The organism is Nocardia thailandica NBRC 100428 (assembly GCF_000308795.1).
In the GTDB taxonomy this organism is placed as follows: Bacteria; Actinomycetota; Actinomycetes; order Mycobacteriales; family Mycobacteriaceae; genus Nocardia; species Nocardia thailandica.
Genome location: NZ_BAGK01000223.1, coordinates 1 through 14614, shown reverse-complemented (window position 1 = coordinate 14614; position 14614 = coordinate 1). Strand labels below are relative to the sequence as shown.

Here is a 14614-nt window from a genome sequence, read left to right as displayed (position 1 = left end):
TCCCATTGCCCGGCAACGGAATTCGGACCTGCGCCCACGGGCTCACGCTATACCCGGCGGCGGCCGCCGCCGAAGGGCCCGTGCTGTGGTACCGCTCACTCCTCCGTCGCGGGGGCGGGCAGCGCCAGCGCGACGACCCCGGTGACCAGCGCGGTCACCCCGATCGCACAGAACATCACGATCGCGCCGCCCAGCGTGTGCGACCGGAAGAACAGCGCGCTGAGCAGGGCGAGGCCGAGGCCGTTGCCGATCTGCTCGATGGTCGGCAGCAGGCCCGACGCCTCGCCCATCCGGTCCTGGTCGAGCCCGGCCAGCATGAGGGGCTGGATCTGCACCCCGAAGACCCCGACGCCGAGGCCGCACACGAAGATCGGCGCGACCGCGACCCGCAGGTCGACGGTCCCGCCGGTCCACCACAGGTAGCCCGCCGCGACGAAGAGGCAGAAGCCGAACCAGCACAGTGCCAGCGCGGGCACGCGAACCCCGAAGCGGCGCACCAGGAACAGCGACGCCAGCGCCCCCGCGCCCGCGCCGAGCGCGAACGGTGTCATGGTGAGCCCGGTGCGCAGTGGCGAGAAACCGACGATGTCCTGCAGGATGATCGAGGCCGCGAACACGAACGCGGCGAACAGCCCGAAGAACAGGGTGACCAGCACCGATCCGACGGCGAAGCCGCGATCGCCGAACAGTTCCGGCCGCACGAGCGGCGCCCCGCCCCGGCGGGCCGAGCGCAGCTGATGGCCGACGAAGACCGCGCCGATCGCCAGCCCCGCGCCGCCGAGCGCGACGGCGCCGATCCGCCAGCCCGCCTCCTGGATCCACGCCAGCGCCGACAGCGCGAGCAGCAGGCCCGTCACCGACAGGACCGTGCCGACGGGGTCGAAACCGGGTCGCCGGGTGGACTTCTCGACGTGCAGATACCGCCAGGCGACCGCGGAGGCGAACAGCCCGAGCGGCAGGTTGATCAGGAACACCGCGTGCCAGTGCGACCCGGCGATGTTCGCGCTCACCAGCGCCCCGCCCAGGATCGGCCCGAGCATGCCCGCCAGGCCCGCGGTCGCGCCGTAGACCGCGAAGACCGCGGTGTGCAGCGCGTGCGGGAAGAGGAGCCCGAGGATGGCGATGGTCTGCGCCGCCATGCCCGCGCCCGCCGCGCCCTGCGCGACGCGGGCGACGACGAGCTCGGTCGCCGTCGCCGACATCCCGCACCACACCGAGGCCGCGGTGAAGCCGAGCACCGAGGCGAGGAACATCGCCCGCCGTCCGGCCCGCTCGCCCAGCCGGGCCGCGGGCAGCAGGGTGACCGCGAACGCCACCGAATAGGCGGTGACCACGAGCAGCTGCTGGGCGGGTGTCGCGCGCAGGTCGGCGGTGATCGCGGGCAGCGCGGTGTTGACGATGGTCACGTCGATCATCTGCATGAAGACCGCGAGCAGGCAGCCGCCGAAGGCGACCCAGGACACCAGGGGCGCCCCGGCGACGAGCGGGCCCGAATCGGATTGCGCGGCAGCGTCTCCCGGCCGGCGCGCGGCCTCCGTGCCGGTCACGCGCGGACCCCCGGCCGTCCGGGGCGATATCGCGGTCCCGGCGGCGAATAATCCGGCTGGTCGTTTTTCCACTTCGCCCGGCACCGTGTTCCCGCGAGGGCGAATTCGGACATTTGTGCCTCCGCACTGCTGGGCCGGGACGGGCCGCGGTTCTTCGAAAAGGGCACGGCCATAGATGGTTTTGTGATCGGCAGCGTAGGCGCGTGGATGGCGCGATGAGCTGCGCTGATGCCGGGTTTGTCGCGGACTACCAACGGGGCCGTTGCCGGGTTGTGATCTGTACAGAGAGTGCGAAACCGGCCCGTCGGTTATGGTCTGTGTGCCGTGTTTCGCGGCGCGGCACAATCTTTCAAACCTCTTTATGGTATTGCTCACAACATTCGCGGGAATGGCTGCGCGGGCACGTTCTCATGCCGTTCACTGGCTGCCATTGCGGTGTCCCGCGGACGGGGGCGCCGGGTTGGGAGGTTTCGGTGTTCACTGCGCGGTTTTCCGAACGCCTCGCTGTGACAACGATGGCGCTGCTCGCCGGGGTGACCGGCCTGCTGGCGCCGGTGGGGCCCGCCGCCGCCGAGCCGGCGCCCGGCCCGCGCATCGACGAGATGCACGACGTCGCCGACCGGATGACCGACGTGGCCGTGTACTCCGCGGCCATGCAGAAGGTCACCCAGGTCCGGGTGCTGCGGGCGCCCGACCGCGACCGGCCCGCCCCCACCCTCTACCTGCTCAACGGCGTCGGCGGCGGCGCCGACGGCAACTGGCTCGACCGCACCGACGTGGTCGAGTTCTTCCGCGACAAGCAGGTCAACGTGGTGATCCCGTTCGGCGGCGCGGGCAGCTACTTCACCGACTGGCGCGCCGACGACCCGGTGCTCGGCCGCCTGCGCTGGAGCACCTTCCTCACCAAGGAACTGCCGCCCCTGGTCGACCGCACCTTCCACGGCAGCGGCGCCAACGCCATCGCGGGGCTGTCCATGGCGGGCACCGCGGTCTTCCAGCTCGCCCTCGACGCGCCGGGCCTGTACAAGGCCATCGGCTCCTACAGCGGCTGCGTGCAGACCTCCGACCCGCGCGGCCAGGCGATCGTGAGCGCCGTGGTCGGCTCGCGGCTCGGCAACGTCGCCAACATGTGGGGCCCGCCGTCGGACCCGGCCTGGAAGGCCAACGACCCCTATCTGCACGCCGAGGCGCTGCGCGGCACGGCGGTGTACATGTCCTCGGGGTCGGGCGTGCCCGGCCCGCACGACTCGATCGTCGCCCAGGGCGACCCGCTCCAGCTGACCTATCAGCTGATGTTCGGCGCGTTCCTCGAGGCGGTCACCAACATCTGCACCATCCAGCTGCGTGACCGGCTCGCCTCGCTCGACATCCCGGCCACCGTCGAGCTCCGCCCGACCGGCACGCACTCCTGGGGCTACTGGCAGGACGACCTGCACAAGTCCTGGCTGGTGCTCGAGGAAGCACTGAACCGGTGACCGGCCCGACGCAGTGACGGCCGTCACTGCGGCCGGTAGCCGCGACGGCGGTCCGGCGCCGGAGTGCACACTGGTAGGTGTGAGTGAGCGCAGATCGGACCCTCGGCCACGCCGTATCGCGGTGGTGTCGGTGCACACCTCACCCCTGGCGCAGCCCGGCACCGGCGACGCGGGCGGCATGAACGTCTACGTGCTGCAGACCGCGCTCGAGCTGGCCCGCCGCGGCACCGAAGTCGAGATCTTCACCCGCGCGACCTCCTCCGACCTGCCGCCCGTCGCCGAGGCCGCGCCCGGCGTGCTGGTGCGCCACGTCGTCGCCGGGCCGTTCGAGGGGCTGGACAAACACGACCTGCCCACCCAGCTGTGCCCGTTCACCGCCGAGGTGCTCCGGCAGGAGGCCAGGCACCTGCCCGGCCACTACGACCTCGTCCACTCCCACTACTGGCTCTCCGGCCAGGTCGGCTGGCTGGCCCGCGACCGCTGGCGGGTGCCGCTGGTCTTCACCGCGCACACGCTGGCCGCGGTGAAGAACGCCGCGCTCGCCGAGGGCGACACCCCCGAGCCGGAGACCCGGATGATCGGCGAGAAGCAGGTCATCGCCGAGGCCGACCGGCTGGTGGCCAACACCGGCGACGAGGCGCGCGAGCTGTGGGAGCGTTACGGCGCCGACCCCGAACGCATCGACGTCGTCCCGCCCGGCGCCGACCTCACCCGCTACCGCCCCGGCGACAAGCGCGCCGCCCGCGCGCTGCTCGGCCTGCGCGCCGACGAACAGGTCGTCGCGTTCGTCGGGCGGATCCAGCCGCTCAAGGCGCCGGACGTGCTCGTGCGCGCCGCGGCCGAACTCCTGTCCCGCCGCCCCGACGTCCCGCTGCGGGTGCTGATCGTCGGCGGGCCGTCCGGCACCGGGCTGGCCCGGCCGGACGCGCTCATCGACCTCGCCGCCGAGCTGGGGATCAGCGACCGGGTCACCTTCCTTCCGCCGCAGCCGCCGGACCGGCTCGTGCAGGTCTACCGGGCCGCCGACCTGGTCGCCGTGCCCAGCTACAACGAGTCCTTCGGCCTGGTCGCCATCGAGGCCCAGGCCGCGGGCACCCCGGTGCTGGCCGCCGACGTCGGCGGCCTCGGCACCGCGGTCCGCGACGGCGAATCCGGCATGCTCGTCGCCGGGCACCGCACCGGCGACTGGGCCGACGCGCTCGGCACCCTGCTCGGCGACCCCGCCCGGCTGACCGCCATGGGCGCCGCCGCGGTCGAGCACGCGAGCCGCTTCTCCTGGGCGCACACCGCCGAGGGCCTGCTCGGCAGCTACTCTGCCGCCATGGCCGGATTCCGGACCGGCCCCGGCCCGGTCGCCCTCACCGGCGAGGCGGGTCAGGCCAGATCACGGGCGCTGTGGCGGCGCCGGACAGGAGTGCGCAGGTGAGCGAGTCCGCCCGGCTCGGCGAGGTGATCGAGTCGACCCTGACCGATCGCGAGATCGAATTCACCCGTCCCGCCGCCGAGGTGTTCGTCGTGGTGCTCCCCGGCGAACGCAAGCTGAAGACGACCGTCATGCTGACCCTGGGCAAGCACGGCATGCGGGTGGAGTCGTTCGTCTGCCGCAAGCCCGACGAGAACTTCGAGGGCGTCTACAAGTACCTGCTGCGCCGCAACCGCCGCCTCTACGGGGTGGCCTACACCCTCGACAACGTCGGCGACATCTACCTCGTCGGCCGCTTCTCCACCGACTCGGTCACCCCTGACGAACTCGACCGCCTCTTCGGCCAGGTGCTCGAGGCGGTCGACAACGACTTCAACGTCCTGCTCGAACTCGGCTTCGCGGAATCCATCCGCAAGGAATGGAAGTGGCGGGTGTCGCGGGGCGAGTCGCTGAAGAATTTGCGCGCCTTCGAGCACCTGATCGACGACGCCGAGCGGTCCTGACCGGCGACGGGGGCATCGTGAGCGGGATCCGGGTCGCGCTCGACATCGGCGCGTCCAAGTTCGCCGCGGCCGTCGTCGACGAGCGGTACGCGCTGCACGGGGTGCGGCAGGTCGACGTGCCCGACGCGGACGCGTGGGGACGATGCGCGGAACTGCTGCGCGCGGTCGCGGACGGCAGGCCCGTCCTGGCCGTCGGGATCGGCGCGGCGGGGCCGGTGTCGGTGCCCGACGGGGTCATCGGGCCGTTGAACCTGCCGGAGTGGCGGGACGGGTTCCCGATCGTCGCGCGGGTCGCCGGGCTGTTTCCCGGCGCCGCGATCGAACTCGCCATCGACGGCGCCGCGCTGGCGCTGGCCGAGCACCGGCTCGGCGGATTGCGCGGCGCGCGAGACGGATTGGCGATGACGGTGTCGTCCGGGGTCGGCGGCGGGATCATCGCCGACGGGCGCGTCCTGCGGGGACGCACCGGCAACGGCGGGCACATCGGGCACCTGGTGGTCCCCGGCCGGGACGACCCGTGCGGCTGTGGGGGATTCGGCTGCGTCGAGGCCGTCGCGAGCGGCATGTCCGCGGCCCGCTGGGCGCGGGAACACGGCTGGGACGGGCGCACCGGGCAGGACCTCGCGGCCGCCGCCCGCGCGGGCGACGCCGTCGCGCTCGTCGCGCTCGCCCGCGCCGGAACCGCGCTGGGACAGGCGGTTTCCTCGGCCGCCGCCCTGCTCGACATCGACCGGGTGGTGATCGGCGGCGGCTTCGCGCGATCCGGGCCCGCCCTGTGGGGACCGCTGCGTGCCGCGGTCGCCCGGCACGCGCGCCTCGGATTCGTGCGCGACCTGCGGGTGGAACTCTCGGACCTGTGGGAGGGACCGACCCTGCTCGGCGCGGGCGTGCTCGCCGTCGAAGCCGGACGCTGAGCCGGGCGCCGGTACACGGGGCGCCGCGCCCGGAAACCGACCGACGGCCGGGGGATCGGGCCCCGGCGCGTTACCCGCCGTCGGCGCGCGCCGGGCGTAGCCTCGACGAGGTGACCACCGACTACGTGCCGGGCGATGTCGTCCATATTCCAGCTGGTCCGTTCCGAGGGGTGTGCGCGGTCGTGCGGGAGGTGGATCCGCAGCAGGCGCGGCTACGCGTCGACGCCGTGGTATCCGGCGGCCCGCACGGGCTCGTCGTCGGGTTCGACGAGGTGGAGTGGGCCTAGGCTCCCCACCGCCCGCCCGGACACCCTGGCCGGCGCGCCGGTCGCCCGTGCCAGAATGACCCCATGACGTACACCCTCGTGCTGCTGCGCCACGGCGAGAGCGAATGGAATGCCCTCAACCTGTTCACCGGCTGGGTGGACGTGCACCTGACCGACAAGGGCGTCGCCGAGGGCAAGCGCGCGGGTGAGCTGCTCGCCGAGCACGGCATCGAACCCGACGTCGTCTACACCTCGCTGCTGCGCCGCGCGATCAGCACCGCCAACAACGCGCTCGACGCGGCCGACCGGCACTGGATCCCGGTCGTGCGCGACTGGCGGCTCAACGAGCGCCACTACGGCGACCTGCAGGGCAAGAACAAGGAACAGGTCCGCGAGAAGTACGGCCAGGACCAGTTCATGCTGTGGCGCCGTAGCTACGACACCCCGCCGCCGCCCATCGCCGACGACAACGAATACACCCAGGAAGGCGACCCGCGGTACGCCGGCATCGACGTGCCGAAGACGGAGTGCCTGAAGGACGTCGTCGCCCGCGTCGTGCCCTACTTCGAGGACACCATCGCCGGCGAGCTGCGCTCGGGCAAGACCGTGCTGGTCGCCGCGCACGGCAACTCGCTGCGCGCGCTGGTCAAGCACCTCGACGGCATCTCCGACGCCGACATCGCCGGCCTGAACATCCCCACCGGCATCCCGCTGCGCTACGAGCTCGACGAGAACCTGCGCCCGGTCAAGGCCGCCGACTACCTCGACCCCGAGGCCGCGGCCGCGGGCGCCGCCGCCGTCGCCAACCAGGGCGGCAAGTAGCAGTTCGCTCCGCCTCGGCCCCGCACCGTCCTCGGCGGTGCGGGGCCGCGCTGTCTCCGGGACCGGCGATGTCACACTCCCCGGCGCCGCGTCGTCACCTGGGCAGACGCCGCGAGAAGTGCGGCCGCCGAAGGAGAATCGCCATGCACACCGCCTACGTCATCGTCACCGTCGTCGCCGCGCTCTGGGTCGGCTTCTCGGCCTTCTCGCTGCTGCGTCGCGCCCCGTTCGTCGTCGACCCGCTGGTGGACTACGGCGTCCCGACGACCTGGTGGACGCCCCTCGGCCTCGCCAAGGCGGCCGGGGCGCTCGGCCTGCTCGCCGGCCTGTGGATCCCCGCGATCGGCCTGGCCGCCGCGATCGGCCTGATCCTGTACTTCGCCGGCGCCGTCCTCACCGTGCTGCGCGCCCGCTCGTACAAGACCGTCGCGTTCCCGGTCCTCTACCTGGCCCCGGTCGCCGTCGCCCTCGGCCTCGGCCTGGCCGCCTGACCGGTGGTCGCCCGGCGTGTCACGGGGTAGCGCCGGGTGCCACCGCGACCGCGGAAGACCCGCCGCCGTTCACCGGCGGCGTTCAGTCTTCGACGGCGAACGCGGCCGACAGGGCGGCAGCATCGCGCGCGCGTCGGACCCCGCGAACCACAGGCCGACCGTGAACACCGCGGTGGCCTCCAGATACCTCGCGCGGTGCAGCCCGCCCGCCGGGAACGGCTGTAGCGCGAGGTCTTCGGCGAGGCCCGCGACCGTCCGCACCGCGGCGGGATCGTCACCGCAGATCGGCACGGCGAGCCGGGCGCCGTCGAACACGCGGTCCGTCCCGGCCCAGACCTCGGCGGCGAGCAGGTTGAAGGCCTTGACCACCCGCGCTTTCGGCGCGCTCGCCGCGACACGCTCGGCCACCGCGTCCTCGCTCAGCACGAAAGCGGCCGTGCCGTCGGGCGCCGAGGTATCGGGCGCGAAGGCGTTGGTGCAGTCGATGACGACCTTCCCCGCCAGCGCGTCGCCGTGCGCGCCGAGTACCGCGGCGAGCGCCCCCACCGGGACGGCCAGCAGCACCACGTCGGCCCCCTCGATCGCCGCACCGACAGCGCCCCAGCGCGGTGTCCGGGTAGCGGCCCCGGTAGCGGGCGCGTCGAGGCCCGATTCGCCCCTAGGGCGCGTCGTCCCGGCCGGGGCCGGGCCGCCGGCGCTCGCGCCGAGCGGGTGCGCGGCGCCGATCCTGGCGGCGAGCGCGTGCGCGGCGTCCCCCGACCGCGCGCCGATGAACACCTCGTGCCCCGCCGAGGCCCAACCCCCGCCCAGCGCGGCGGCCATCGCGCCCGCGCCGATGATTCCGATTCGCATGTCGACTCCTGAAGTTCCGTGTGCCGGCGATCGCGGCACCACAAGACGCTAGGAAGTCCGACAGGCACCCGCGGGTGCCCTTCGGCGGTGGCAGGCTGGATCCGTGACGACGGAAACCCCGGCGCCCGTGCGCTATCCGCCCTACGGCGACTACCAGGCCGACTGTCCGGCCCGCCTCGGCGTCGACCTGTTCGGCAACTCGTGGCTGCCGGTGCTGGTGTACACCCTGCGCGACGGCCCCCTGCGGCACGGTGATCTGCGCGCCGCGGTCGGCGGCATCAGCCAGAAGATGCTCACCCAGACCCTGCGCCGGATGGAGGCGATGACCCTCGTGCGGCGGGTCCGCTACGCCGAGGCGCCGCCGCGCGTCGAGTACGAACTCACCGCGGCGGGCCGCGATCTGCTCGGGCCGATCTACGCGCTCGGCGCCTGGGTCGAGCGCCACGGAGACGCCGTCACCACCGGCCTGTACGGCCCGCCGGAGGAGTGAGACCGCCACCGCGACATGCCGGGTGCCCGGCGGGTGAACAACCGGCTAACACCGACCCAAGGGCCTGTGACCTGCGCGAAACTTCTCGCACCCGCCGCCGGGGATGTCGGTCGCACTCGTACGATCAGAGACGTGAGTGTTCCGCAGGCCGTGCTTCTGGCAGTCCTGGCGGCTGTCGTCGGTCTGGCAGTCGGCGGGTTGCTGATCCCGTATGTGAACGCGCGACAGGCCGCCCGCGTCACCGAGGACACCGGCCTGACCATGTCGCAGGTGCTCGACCTGATCGTGCTCGCCTCCGAGAGCGGCATCGCCGTCGTCGACGAGTACCGCGACGTCGTCCTGGTCAATCCGCGCGCCGAGGAACTCGGCCTGGTCCGCAACCGCCTGCTCGACGAACGGGCCTGGACCGCGGTGGAGAAGGTGCTCGGCACCGGCGATTCCGCCGAATTCGATCTCACCGCCAAGAACCCGACGCCCGGGCGTGGCAGCATCGCCGTGCGCGGCGTCGCGCGGCGGCTGTCCCGGGAGGAGACCGGGTTCGTCGTCCTGTTCGCCGACGACGACTCCGAGCAGGCCCGCATGGAGGCCACCCGCCGCGACTTCGTCGCCAACGTCAGCCACGAGCTCAAGACGCCGGTCGGCGCGATGAGCCTGCTCGCCGAGGCCCTGCTCGAGTCCGCCGACGATCCCGACGCGGTCCGCCACTTCGGCACCCGCGTCCTGGACGAGTCGCGACGCCTCGGCAAGATGGTCACCGAGCTGATCGCGCTCTCGCGCCTCCAGGGCGCCGAGAAGCTGCCCGATCTGGCCGTGGTCGACGTCGACACCGTGGTGCAGCAGGCGGTCGACCGCTCGCGTACCGCCGCCGAGGCCGCGGGCATCACCGTCAGCACCGACCGGCCGAGCGGGCTGGAGGTGCTCGGCGACGAGACCCTGCTGGTGACCGCCCTGTCGAACCTGGTGGAGAACGCCATCGCGTACTCGCCCGCAGGGTCGCACGTGTCGGTCAGCCGGTCGCTGCGCGGCGATCACGTCGCCATGGCCGTCACCGACCGCGGCATCGGCATCGCCAAGGAGGACCAGGAGCGGGTGTTCGAGCGGTTCTTCCGCTCCGACAAGGCCCGCTCCCGCTCGACCGGCGGCACCGGACTCGGCCTGGCCATCGTCAAGCACGTGGCCGCCAACCACAACGGTGAGATCACCCTGTGGAGCAAGCTGGGCACCGGATCGACCTTCACCCTGCGCATCCCCGCCCATCTGGAGACGGACGGCGAGGACGAGGTGGAGCCGATCACGGAGCTCACCACGAGAGAAACCATCGACCCGCGCACCGCGCCGGGCCGGACGAACGGTGTGGAGGCACGCAGATGACGAGTGTTCTGATCGTCGAGGATGAGGAGTCGCTGGCCGATCCGCTCGCGTTCCTGCTGCGCAAGGAGGGCTTCGACGTCACCGTGGTCGGTGACGGACCCTCGGCGCTGGCCGAATTCGACCGCTCGGGCGCCGACATCGTCCTGCTCGACCTGATGCTGCCCGGCATGAGCGGCACCGACGTGTGCAAGCAGCTGCGCACCCGCAGCGGCGTCCCGGTGATCATGGTGACCGCGCGCGACAGCGAGATCGACAAGGTCGTCGGCCTGGAACTGGGCGCCGACGACTACGTCACCAAGCCGTACTCCGCTCGCGAGCTCATCGCCCGCATCCGCGCCGTCCTGCGCCGCGGCGCGGGCGACGAACTCGACTCCGGCAGCGAGAACGGCGTCCTCGAGGCAGGTCCCGTGCGCATGGACGTCGACCGGCACACCGTGCACGTCAACGGCAGCCAGGTCACCCTGCCGCTCAAGGAGTTCGACCTCCTCGAGTACCTGCTCCGCAACTCCGGCCGCGTCCTCACCCGAGGCCAGCTCATCGACCGCGTCTGGGGCGCCGACTACGTCGGCGACACCAAGACCCTCGACGTCCACGTCAAGCGCCTGCGCTCCAAGATCGAGGCCGACCCCGCCAAGCCGGAACACCTGGTGACCGTCCGCGGCCTCGGCTACAAGCTCGAGGCGTAGAAGAACCGCGCACGAAAAAGCCCGGCAGAGAAATCTGCCGGGCTTCATGTACGTTTTCGGCCGCCTCGGCGCCGAGAGGCGAGACGTATCGCCGTAGGCGCAGTCTCGCCTCTCGGCGCCGAGGTCACGAGGCCGAAAACCGCGGCGCCAGCCGCCGACTACACAGGCAGCGAGCTCCACGCCTCGCCCAGCGGCGTGTTGATCTTCTTCAGGTTGAACCAGCCGTAGGCGTCTTCCTGCATGCAGTCGTAGATCGGCACGTCGGCGCCGTTGCCGCGGCAGGCGATGGTGGTGCTGGTGCCCTGCGGGCTCACGATGAGGAACTTGCCGTTCTTGGCGGCATCGAGCGCGGCGGGGTCGTTGTAGTTCACGAACAGGTGGGTGAAGTCGGCGTACTTGGCCGGGTCACCGTTCGGCTCGGCGTTGGCCAGGCCGCTCATGGACAGGGTGGCGCCGATCACGATGGTCGCCAGGGAAAGCGCTTTCTTCGACATGAGCAGCTATCCAACCGCAGCTCGGTGAAGCACGCATGGCGAGGAGGTTAATCGCCGTTCATCCGTTGGGCGTGGGTCGTGGCCGGGTGGACGGCGACCAGGCCGAGGCCCTCGCGGCGGCGGCAGTGCCGGGCGAGTTCCTCGTAGGCGGGCGCGCCGAGCAGTTCGCGCAGTTCGGGGCCGTAGGACTGCCAGACCGGGCGGGCGCCGACGTGGGCGTCGGGGGAGCCGGTGCAGTACCAGTTCAGGTCGAGGCCGCCGGGGCCCCAGCCGCGCCGGTCGTACTCCGTGATCACGGTGCGCAGAATCTGCACGCCGTCCGGGCGGTCGACCCAGTCCTGGGTGCGGCGGATGGGGAGCTGCCAGCACACGTCCGGCTTCACTTCCAGCGGCTCGATGCCCTTGCGCATGGCCATGATGTGCAGGGCGCAGCCGGGGCCGCCGGCGAAGCCGGGCCGGTTGAGGAAGATGCAGGCGCCGTCGAAGCGGCGGGTACGCAGGGCGGGCTCGTCCTCGAGTTCGTCGAGTTCGAGGTAACCCTTCTTGACCACCTTGCCCTTCTCGGTGGCCTCGCCCATCAGCTGCCAGTCGTCGGCTGTGAGCATCTTCACAGCGGCCGCGAGGCGTTTGCGGTCGTCCTTGTCGGACAGGAACGCGCCGTGCGAGCAGCAGCCGTCGTCGGGGCGGTCGGCGAGGATCCCCTGACAGGCGGGCGTGCCGAAGACGCAGGTCCACCGCGACAGCAGCCAGGTCAGATCCGCGACGATCTGGTGCTCGTCATTTGCTGGGTCGGTGAACTCGATCCACTCGCGCGGGAAATCGAGATCGACCTCCGGGCTCGGGTCGATCTTCCCCCCAGGTCGGAGCGGGGTTCGGTCGCCCTCTGCTGTGCCTGCTGCCACACCTGGTGACGCTAACAGTTCAGTCGCCTGCCTCGTAACTCCGGGCAACCCAGTACCGTGTTCCTGTGCGGCTTGGTGTGCTCGATGTCGGAAGCAATACCGTTCACCTGCTGGTGGTGGACGCGCATCGTGGTGGTCACCCGATGCCGATGAGCTCCTCCAAGGCCGCGTTACGGCTGTCGGAGAGCATGGACGATCACGGCCGGATCACCGAGGCCGGCGCGGGCAGGCTGATCGCGACGGTCGCCGAATTCGCCGATCTGGCCCGCAATTCGCAATGCGTCGAGCTGATGCCGTTCGCGACCTCCGCGCTGCGCGAGGCCACCAACTCCGACGAGGTCCTGCACCGGGTGCGCACCGAGACCGGTGTCGATCTGCAGGTGCTCTCCGGCGCCGACGAGGCCCGGCTGACCTTCCTCGCGGTGCGGCGCTGGTTCGGCTGGAGCGCGGGCCGCATCCTCAATCTCGACATCGGCGGCGGCTCGCTGGAGATGTCGAACGGCGGCGACGAGGAGCCCGATGTGGCGCTGTCGCTGCAGCTGGGCGCGGGCAGGCTGACCCGGGAGTGGCTGCGCGACGACCCGCCGGGCAAGCGCAAGGTGGCCATGCTGCGCGACTGGCTCGACGCCGAGCTGGTGGTGCCCGCCAAGCAGTTGCGGGAGGCGGGTAAGCCGGATCTGGCGGTCGGCACGTCCAAGACCTTCCGTTCGCTGGCGCGGCTGACCGGCGCGGCGCCGTCCGCCGCGGGACCGCGGGTGCGCCGTACACTGACCAGCTCCGGCCTGCGACAGCTGATCGCGTTCATCTCCCGGATGACCGCGGCCGACCGCGCGGAGCTGGAAGGTGTGAGTTCGGATCGGTCCCAGCAGCTGGTGGCCGGCGCGTTGGTCGCGGAGGCGAGTATGCGGGCGTTGTCGCTCGACAGCATCGAGATCTGCCCGTGGGCGCTGCGGGAGGGCCTGATCCTGCGCAAGCTCGATGCCGAACCGAACGGGGCGCCGCTGACGTCGCCGCCGGGCATCCGAGGGGTTGTCGGAGGAACGATGTCGTCATGAGCAGCGAGGACTCCAAACAGCTATCGGTCGCCGAGCTGCTGGCCCGCAACGGTCGCCAGGGGGGCGATTCCGGCGCGTCCTCGGGCGGCAGGCGCAGGCGCAGCGGCCGGGGCATCCCCGTCGACGCGCTGACCGGTGACCTGCCCAGCGTGCCGCGCAACGGCGGCAGCAGCCATTCCGCGCCGAGCCAGGAGCCCGAGCCCGCCCCGGAGCCGCCCGCCTACAGCCCGCCGCCCGCGGCCGCGCAGCCCGCGCCGTATCCGCCGCCCGGCCCGGCCGAGCCCGCCTATTCGCCCATGTCCGGGCCGATCACCCGGTTCGACCCGCATTCGGGGTTCTCCGCGCCCGATCCGCGCGACCCGCTGGGGCTGAGCGCGCAGCGCGCCGCCGACCCGGCCACCGCCGATCCCTTCGGTCCGTACCGGGCCGAGGCGCGTCCGTCGGCGGATCCGTTCGGCCCGTACCGCGCCGAGGCGCGCGGCGCCGAACCCGCGGCGCCGCAGGCGTTCCAGCCCGAGGCCCCCGACACCGGGTCCCGGTCCGGGCGTCGGCGGGCGGGCAGGCTCGGCGGTCCCGAGGGCGATCAGCCGGTCGATCCGCAGATCGCGCAGATGTTCGGCTCCGGGGCGCTGCCCGCGGTCGGCGGCGGTGGCCGCCGCCGCAAGCCCGATCCGGACGAGGAGGCGGAGGCGCCCGCCGCGCCGCCCGCCGGTGGCCGGGCCGCGCGCCGCAGGGCGGCCGAGGCACGGGAGGAGTCGGAGGCGGCCGCCGCGGCGACCTGGCAGATGGGCGCCCCGGTCGGGGACTACACCGAGGTGATCGATCGCGCGCTGGGTTTCGAGCCGAGCGCCCCGCCGTCGTTCGCGCCCGACCCGGCGCCCGCGTATCCGCCGCAGCCCCAGGCGCCCGCGTTCCCGCCGCCCGCGCCCACCCAGGCGTTCGCGCCCGCGTTCCCGCCGCCCGCCCAGGACTTCGCCCAGCCGACGCAGGCGTTCGCGCCCGCGCCGCCGCGGCCCGACGCCGACCGGCCGCCCCTGGAGCGGCGCAACGCGCCAGGCACCGGCGGCCTGCCCGCCTGGTCGGCCCGTAACCGGACCAAACCCGCGCCCGCCGAGGCCCCGCCGCCGGGGCCGGCGAATGCCCCGGAGCCGTGGCCGCAGGCGAAGACCCCGCCGCAGGCCCCGCCGGACCCCGACAACGCCGACGCCCGGACCGAGGTGTACCGCCCGGTCTCCGGCGGGCACCGCCCGGTACACCAGAACGACCCGGGCCCCGACACCGACGGCTACGCGGGCGAGGACTACCTCGACGACACCGATTACC

15 protein-coding genes and 1 pseudogene are annotated in these 14614 nt (G+C 72.6%); 12 read left to right on the top strand and 4 right to left on the bottom strand.

Going from position 1 to position 14614, the window contains the following annotated elements; all coding sequences use genetic code 11:
- Nucleotides 1–95 precede the first annotated feature (95 nt).
- Nucleotides 96–1547: an MFS transporter gene (locus ON36_RS25415; protein WP_245558196.1), complete on the bottom strand. Its 1452-nt coding sequence runs from the start codon at nt 1545–1547 to the stop codon at nt 96–98.
- 515 nt (nt 1548–2062) lie between these two features.
- On the opposite strand from ON36_RS25415, the gene ON36_RS25410 reads away from it, so the two are divergent.
- From ON36_RS25410 to ON36_RS25385, 7 genes are all read left to right on the top strand, one after another.
- Nucleotides 2063–3022 carry an alpha/beta hydrolase gene (locus tag ON36_RS25410; RefSeq protein ID WP_052314339.1) on the top strand — a complete coding sequence of 320 codons (960 nt, stop codon included), beginning with the start codon at nt 2063–2065 and terminating at the stop codon, nt 3020–3022.
- 70 nt (nt 3023–3092) lie between these two features.
- Nucleotides 3093–4448 (top strand): D-inositol-3-phosphate glycosyltransferase, encoded by a 1356-nt coding sequence (mshA, locus tag ON36_RS25405; protein ID WP_083885416.1) that lies wholly within the window; start codon nt 3093–3095, stop codon nt 4446–4448.
- Complete coding sequence (locus ON36_RS25400) at nt 4445–4948, top strand: type III secretion system chaperone family protein (RefSeq protein WP_043658658.1); 504 nt, start codon at nt 4445–4447, stop codon at nt 4946–4948. Before mshA ends, ON36_RS25400 begins: the two co-directional genes overlap by 4 nt.
- A 26-nt stretch (nt 4949–4974) precedes the next feature.
- A complete protein-coding gene (locus tag ON36_RS25395; protein ID WP_043658656.1) occupies nt 4975–5862 on the top strand; it encodes an ROK family protein in 888 nt (295 codons plus the stop codon).
- Nucleotides 5863–5972: 110 nt separating this feature from the next.
- The gene (locus ON36_RS35030) at nt 5973–6149 is read left to right on the top strand and encodes a KOW domain-containing RNA-binding protein (protein WP_157225005.1); all 177 of its coding nucleotides are present in this window, start codon (nt 5973–5975) and stop codon (nt 6147–6149) included.
- 63 nt (nt 6150–6212) lie between these two features.
- Nucleotides 6213–6950 (top strand): phosphoglyceromutase, encoded by a 738-nt coding sequence (locus ON36_RS25390; protein ID WP_043658595.1) that lies wholly within the window; start codon nt 6213–6215, stop codon nt 6948–6950.
- 143 nt (nt 6951–7093) lie between these two features.
- Nucleotides 7094–7441, top strand: coding sequence for a DoxX family protein (locus ON36_RS25385; protein ID WP_043658593.1), 348 nt, complete (start codon nt 7094–7096; stop codon nt 7439–7441).
- Between the two features lie 69 nt (nt 7442–7510).
- On the opposite strand, the gene ON36_RS25380 is transcribed toward ON36_RS25385, so the two are convergent.
- Nucleotides 7511–8293, bottom strand: coding sequence for an NADPH-dependent F420 reductase (locus ON36_RS25380; protein WP_157225004.1), 783 nt, complete (start codon nt 8291–8293; stop codon nt 7511–7513).
- Between the two features lie 103 nt (nt 8294–8396).
- On the opposite strand from ON36_RS25380, the gene ON36_RS25375 reads away from it, so the two are divergent.
- From ON36_RS25375 to ON36_RS25365, 3 genes are all read left to right on the top strand, one after another.
- Complete coding sequence (locus tag ON36_RS25375) at nt 8397–8783, top strand: winged helix-turn-helix transcriptional regulator (RefSeq protein WP_083885403.1); 387 nt, start codon at nt 8397–8399, stop codon at nt 8781–8783.
- Between the two features lie 132 nt (nt 8784–8915).
- Nucleotides 8916–10154: a sensor histidine kinase gene (locus ON36_RS25370; RefSeq protein WP_043658589.1), complete on the top strand. Its 1239-nt coding sequence runs from the start codon at nt 8916–8918 to the stop codon at nt 10152–10154.
- Entirely contained in the window at nt 10151–10840 is a 690-nt protein-coding gene (locus ON36_RS25365) for a winged helix-turn-helix domain-containing protein (protein WP_043658588.1), read from the top strand. Before ON36_RS25370 ends, ON36_RS25365 begins: the two co-directional genes overlap by 4 nt.
- A 158-nt stretch (nt 10841–10998) precedes the next feature.
- On the opposite strand, the gene ON36_RS25360 is transcribed toward ON36_RS25365, so the two are convergent.
- Nucleotides 10999–11334, bottom strand: coding sequence for a hypothetical protein (locus tag ON36_RS25360; RefSeq protein WP_043658586.1), 336 nt, complete (start codon nt 11332–11334; stop codon nt 10999–11001).
- 47 nt (nt 11335–11381) lie between these two features.
- A complete protein-coding gene (locus tag ON36_RS25355) occupies nt 11382–12182 on the bottom strand; it encodes a DUF3109 family protein (RefSeq protein WP_043658652.1) in 801 nt (266 codons plus the stop codon).
- 119 nt (nt 12183–12301) lie between these two features.
- Between ON36_RS25355 and ON36_RS25350 the strand changes: the two genes are divergently transcribed.
- Nucleotides 12302–13291, top strand: coding sequence for a Ppx/GppA family phosphatase (locus tag ON36_RS25350; protein ID WP_043658584.1), 990 nt, complete (start codon nt 12302–12304; stop codon nt 13289–13291).
- Nucleotides 13288–14614 (top strand): annotated as a pseudogene (locus ON36_RS25345) (hypothetical protein); the annotation flags it as partial. The gene ON36_RS25350 and the pseudogene ON36_RS25345, both read left to right, overlap by 4 nt.

Bases quoted from the DNA above. Each gene is read 5' to 3' on its own strand.
- ON36_RS25380 (WP_157225004.1), bottom strand. From the start codon at position 8,293: ATGCGAATCGGAATCATCGGCGCGGGCGCGATGGCCGCCGCGCTGGGC.
- ON36_RS25360 (WP_043658586.1), bottom strand. From the start codon at position 11,334: ATGTCGAAGAAAGCGCTTTCCCTGGCGACCATCGTGATCGGCGCCACC.
- ON36_RS25390 (WP_043658595.1), top strand. From the start codon at position 6,213: ATGACGTACACCCTCGTGCTGCTGCGCCACGGCGAGAGCGAATGGAAT.
- ON36_RS25385 (WP_043658593.1), top strand. From the start codon at position 7,094: ATGCACACCGCCTACGTCATCGTCACCGTCGTCGCCGCGCTCTGGGTC.
- ON36_RS25365 (WP_043658588.1), top strand. From the start codon at position 10,151: ATGACGAGTGTTCTGATCGTCGAGGATGAGGAGTCGCTGGCCGATCCG.
- ON36_RS25410 (WP_052314339.1), top strand. From the start codon at position 2,063: ATGGCGCTGCTCGCCGGGGTGACCGGCCTGCTGGCGCCGGTGGGGCCC.